The sequence below is a fragment of the Pseudomonadota bacterium genome, assembly GCA_039815145.1.
Taxonomy (GTDB): Bacteria; Pseudomonadota; Gammaproteobacteria; order Steroidobacterales; family JBCBZW01; genus JBCBZW01.
Map to the genome: position 1 here is coordinate 1 of JBCBZW010000219.1, position 5179 is coordinate 5179.

Below are 5179 nucleotides of genomic sequence, written 5' to 3' on the forward strand. Positions count from 1 at the left end.
CAGGCTGTTGGTCAAAAACCCGGGCAGCACGAGCACCGGGTGGCCGTCGCCACGGGGCGCCTGGCGCAGCAGAGGATAGGTGCTCAGGGTCGCCGCGATCTCCATGCCCACCCGCGCCTCGAGGGCCTGGTTCAGCAGCGACGGCCTCGAAATCTTCTCATCCACCATCGCGATCAACCGCCCTGGCCTCCGCTCGGTACCGCCCGCAAGGGCGTCGGCGATCCGCGCCGCGCGATGGCCGCCTGCTCGCTCACGGCCACATCGATCTCATCCATGGACTCGCGAAGGCACTGCTCGAAGAACTCAACGTCCGGCAGCACGGACGGGCAGGCCGTGACGCTGATGGACATCTCGTCCGAGTAGCTGGTGACCACGATGATCATGCCTAAGCCGTCGATGATCGGCGCCGTCCCCAAGGTGCTCAGCACGCGCGCGCCGTTGAAGTAGAGCGGTCGGCGCGGACCCGGCACGTTGGTGATGACCAGGTTGAACAGGGGCGGGTGGTAGAGCGCCATCTTCATCCGCGAGTAGAGCCTTGAGGCGGCGATGCCGAGGGTGAAGGGCACCACCTGCGCCACGTCCGAGAGCGTGCGCGCGCCGATCGCCTCGGCGTAGTCCTTGTTCAAGCGCACGCTGCCGTGGACGGCCTCGAGGCGCGCCACCGGGTCTGCCTCGAGGGTGGCGAGGGAGACGATCATCGCACTCAGGCGGTTGTTGTTGGCCTCGAGCACGGAGCGGCGCACCGAGATAGGCACCAACGCCGTAAGGGGCTGGGCGGGCAATTCCGCGTTGGCCTGCAGATAGCGGCGCAGGGCACCGGCGCAGACGGTGAGCACCACATCGTTGAGGCTGGCGCCCGCCACCAGGCCCCGCGCGGCGCGCAGGGACGAGAGCGGCAGGCGAACGGCACCGAACACGCGCTGCGGCTCTACGGGCACGTTGAGGCGTGTGCGCGGCCCCGTGAGGTGCACGTCACGCTCCTTGGTGCCCGCCAGCAGCAGATCGCGGCCGATGTTGAGGGCCCCGCCGACCACGGACCCCATGGTGCGCGCGATGCCGAAGGGTCGCTTGAGCAGGCCGAGCCCCGTGCTGGTGAGCAGCTGCGCCAGGGAGGGCTGCATATCCGGCATCCACCTCGCGTGGCCCGGGAACTCACGCACCTCGGGCGTGGGATCGAGCAGGCAGGTGAGCAGATCCCGCCCACTCATGCCGTCGGCGGCGGCGTGGTGGATCTTATGCACCACGGCGAAGGAGCCCGGCGGCAGCCCCTCGATGCCGTCCAGTCCCTCGACGAAGGTCAGCGACCACAGGGGGCGGCGCGTATCCAGGGGCACGGAGAACAGGTGCTCGAGAAGGTGGCGCATCTCCGTCCAGCTACGCTTGCCCGGCAAGGCCATGTAGCTCACGTGCGCGTCCAGGTTGAAGTGCGGGTCTTCCACCCAGAAAGGGTTGTCCAGGTCCAGAGGCACGTGCACCACTCGCCGACGGAACACCGGGCTCACGTGCAAGCGCGACTCCACCAGGGCGCGGAAGCTCTGAAAATCGAGACCGCGATCATCCGGGTTGGCGGGTGCACAGAACAGCACGCCGCCGATGTGCATGGGCGCCTTGGGGGTTTCCAGGTAGAGGAAAGTGGCGTCGATACCGCTCAGTTGATCCATTCAATATCCTCGGGGCCGAGCCCCGCTGCCGGGCGCGCCACCGCGTCGATTCGGCCGCTCCGTCCAGCATATTCGATTGCGCTATAAGGCCGTCGACATAAAGTCGTTCTGCTCGCCCTCCTTCGCCGTTTATTCTTTCGGGCTAGCTGCGAGGCCTCGTTCGATGTGGACTCAGTTTGCCGCATTGCGGCACAAATGACGAATCGAACGACCCCGATGGCCACGAACGCCGGCGTATCGCGTCGAAAACGCGATCATCGTCCAACAACGGCTCGCCCGAAGGAAAGGGAACGCGCGCATGATCTACGACAGCATCATCGACACGATCGGCTCAACGCCGGTGGTACGGCTCAACCACATCGCCCCGGACCACGTCGATCTCTACGTGAAGGTGGAAGCCTTCAACCCCGGCGCCTCGGTAAAGGACCGCTTGGCCTGGGGCATCGTCCAGGATGCCGAACGCAGCGGTGCGCTGTCCCCGGGGCAAACGGTCGTGGAGGCCACCTCGGGCAACACGGGCGTGGCGCTGGCGATGGTCTGCGCCGCTCGCGGCTACCCCTTCGTCGCCGTCATGGCGGACAGCTTCTCCAAGGAGCGCCGCAAACTAATGAAATTGCTCGGTGCCAAGGTGATCCTCACCCCGGCCGCCGAGCGCGGCACGGGCATGGTGAAGAAGGCCCAGGAGCTCTCGGAGAAGCATGGCTGGTTCTGGGCCAGCCAGTTCACCAACAGCGCCAACCCCGCCTTCCACCGCAGCACCACGGGGCCGGAGATCCTGAGCGACTTCGCCGGCCGACGCCTCGACTACTGGGTCACCGGCTGGGGCACGGGCGGCACCATGTCCGGCGCCGGCGAGATGATCAAACTCGCGCGCCCGGAGGTGACCATCGTCACCACCGAGCCGGACAACGCTCGCCTGCTCGCCGGCCAGGAGTGGCAGCCGCACAAGATCCAGGGCTGGACCCCCGACTTCGTGCCCGACGTACTCAACCGCGAAATCTTCGATGAGAACGTGCCCGTGTCCGACGTCGAGTCCATGGAGACCTCACGCGCCCTGGCGGCCAAGGAGGGCATCTTCACGGGCGTGTCCGGCGGCGGCACCCTGGCGGCGGCGCTCAAGGTGGCGGCCAAGGCCAGCCCCGGCAGCGTGATCCTCGCCATGCTGCCGGACACGGCGGAGCGCTACTACACGACGCCGCTGTTCGGCGAGATCAGCGAGGACTCGGACGACGAGTGGCTCGCCGGCCAACCTACTATCTAGGACGCAGCGCACTTCGCCACCTCCCGCCGCCGCGACTCCGCTAGACTTGTCCCCCCAATCTCCGGGCCCGCCCTTTGGCGGGCCCGGTTTTCCTTGTGGCGAAGGGGGCAACACCGCATGACGACTAAGACCTCTATCGGCTTGGCCGCGGCTCGCCGCGTGGCCGAAGCCGCCGAAGAAGAAGCCGTGGCCAACGACTGGCCGGTGGTCATCGCCGTGCTGGACGACGGTGGACACATCATCTACCTGCAGCGCGACGATCGCGTGCAGCTCGGCAGCGTCGATGTCGCCATCGCCAAGGCACGCAGCGCGGTGCTCTTCAAGCGCCCCACGGCCGCCTTCGAGGAGATGGTGGGGTCCGGTCGCCAGGGCTACCTCGCCATGCCGAGCGTGGTCGCCGTGGAGGGTGGCGTGCCCCTCGAGATAGACGGCACGGTGGTGGGCGCCATCGGCATCAGCGGCGTGCGCTCCCAACAGGATGGACAAATCGCCAGGGCCGGGGCAGCTGCCCTCGCCGGCAAGCAATAACACCAAGGGGAGTAGGACATGCTCATCGGGGTACCGAAGGAAATCAAAAACCGCGAGTTTCGTGCCGGCCTCACGCCCGCCAGCGTGCGCGAGGTGGTCATGCACGGCCACCAGGTGGTGGTGGAAACCCAACTGGGCGCAGGCATTCGCCTGACGGATGAGGACTACCGCCAGGCGGGCGCCACCGTGGTGGACACGGCGGCGGAAGTGTTCGCCCAGGCCGACATGATCGTGAAGGTGAAGGAGCCGCAGCTCCCCGAGTGCGCCATGCTGCGCGAGGGCCAGCTGCTGTTCACCTACCTGCACCTGGCCGCCGCCGCGGAGATCACCGACGCGTTGATCAAGAGCGGTAGCAGCTCCGTCGCCTACGAGACCATCACCGGCCCGGGCGGCTCACTCCCGCTCCTGGCCCCCATGAGTGAGGTGGCGGGGCGCCTGTCGATCCAGGCCGGCGCCCACGCGTTGGAGCGCGCCCAGGGCGGCAGCGGCACCCTGCTCGGCGGCGTGCCTGGCGTGGCCCCCGCGAAGGTGCTGATCATCGGCGGCGGCATCGTGGGCGACAACGCCGCCTACATCGCCAAGGGCATGGGCGCGGAGGTCACCATCCTCGACCGCTCCATCGCGCGCCTGCGCCAGCTCGACATCGACTACTCCGGACGCATCTCCTGCGTGTACTCCACGCGCGAGGCCATCGAGCACTACGCGCTGGAGGCCGACCTGGTGGTCGGCGCGGTGCTACTCCCCGGCGCCGCCGCGCCGAAGCTGCTCACGCGCGACATCATCTCGCGCATGAAGCCAGGCTCAGTGGTGGTGGACGTGGCCATCGACCAGGGCGGTTGCTTCGAGACCTCGAAGGCCACCACCCACGAGGACCCCACCTACGTGGTCGATGAGGTGGTGCACTACTGCGTCGCCAACATGCCGGGCGCCGTGCCGCGCACGTCCACCTTCGCCCTGAACAACGCCACCCTCCCCTACGTGGTGAAGCTGGCCAACATGGGCCTCGCCAAGGCGATCACCACCGACGCGGATCTGCGCAACGGCCTCAACGTGCACGCCGGCAAGATCACCTGCCAACCGGTGGCGGAGTCCCTCGGCCATCCCTACGTGGCGCCCGCCGCCGCGCTGTCCGCCTGACCGCCCTTGCCTGAGGCGACGCAGGAGAACACCCCGTCTCGGCCAGGCCCAGTCAAGATCTGGGACTGGCCGACGCGGGCCGTGCACTGGGCGTTCGCCCTGCTGGTCCCGAGCTCCTGGATCACGGCCAACGCCTTCGATCTGCTGGACGCGCATATGCTGCTCGGCTACATCACCCTCGGTCTGGTGGCGTTCCGCGTGCTTTGGGGGGTCGTGGGGTCGCGCCATGCGCGCTTCGCGAGCTTCCTGAAGGGGCCGGCGCACGTCCTGCGCTACGCCAGGACCCTGGCCCAGCGAGACAGCGCGCCGAGCCCTGGCCACAACCCCCTCGGCGCCATGGCCATCCTGCTCATGCTGGGCATGTTGGCAGTGCAAGCCACCACGGGGTTGTTCGCGAGCGACGAACTCGCCTACTTCGGCCCGTGGAACGGCGCGATCCCGACGGCGTGGGCGGAGAGACTCACCACCGTGCACAAGATCAACGGCCAACTGATCCCTTGGGTGATCGGCCTACACCTGCTCGCCATCAGCTGGTATGCCGCGCGCAAGCGACAGAATCTGATAGGTCCGATGATCACGGGGCGCAAGGCGG

The 5179-nt window shown here is 67.8% G+C and carries 5 protein-coding genes; 4 read left to right on the forward strand and 1 reads right to left on the reverse strand.

Translation table 11 applies throughout. The features are described 5' to 3' along the window. Positions 1-173: 173 nt before the first annotated feature. A complete protein-coding gene (locus tag AAF184_24560) occupies positions 174-1661 on the reverse strand; it encodes a wax ester/triacylglycerol synthase family O-acyltransferase (GenBank protein MEO0425529.1) in 1488 nt (495 codons plus the stop codon). A gap of 298 nt (positions 1662-1959) precedes the next feature. Between AAF184_24560 and cysK the strand changes: the two genes are divergently transcribed. From cysK to AAF184_24580, 4 genes are all read left to right on the forward strand, one after another. Beyond that, a complete protein-coding gene (gene cysK / locus AAF184_24565; protein MEO0425530.1) occupies positions 1960-2922 on the forward strand; it encodes a cysteine synthase A in 963 nt (320 codons plus the stop codon). A 117-nt stretch (positions 2923-3039) separates the two neighbouring features. Continuing rightward, positions 3040-3450: a heme-binding protein gene (locus tag AAF184_24570; GenBank protein ID MEO0425531.1), complete on the forward strand. Its 411-nt coding sequence runs from the start codon at positions 3040-3042 to the stop codon at positions 3448-3450. 18 nt (positions 3451-3468) lie between these two features. Beyond that, on the forward strand, positions 3469-4587 hold the full coding sequence (ald, locus tag AAF184_24575; protein ID MEO0425532.1) for an alanine dehydrogenase: 1119 nt from the start codon (positions 3469-3471) through the stop codon (positions 4585-4587). Positions 4588-4593: 6 nt separating this feature from the next. Next, the coding region (locus tag AAF184_24580) for a cytochrome b/b6 domain-containing protein (GenBank protein MEO0425533.1) at positions 4594-5179 on the forward strand (586 nt) is incomplete at its 3' end.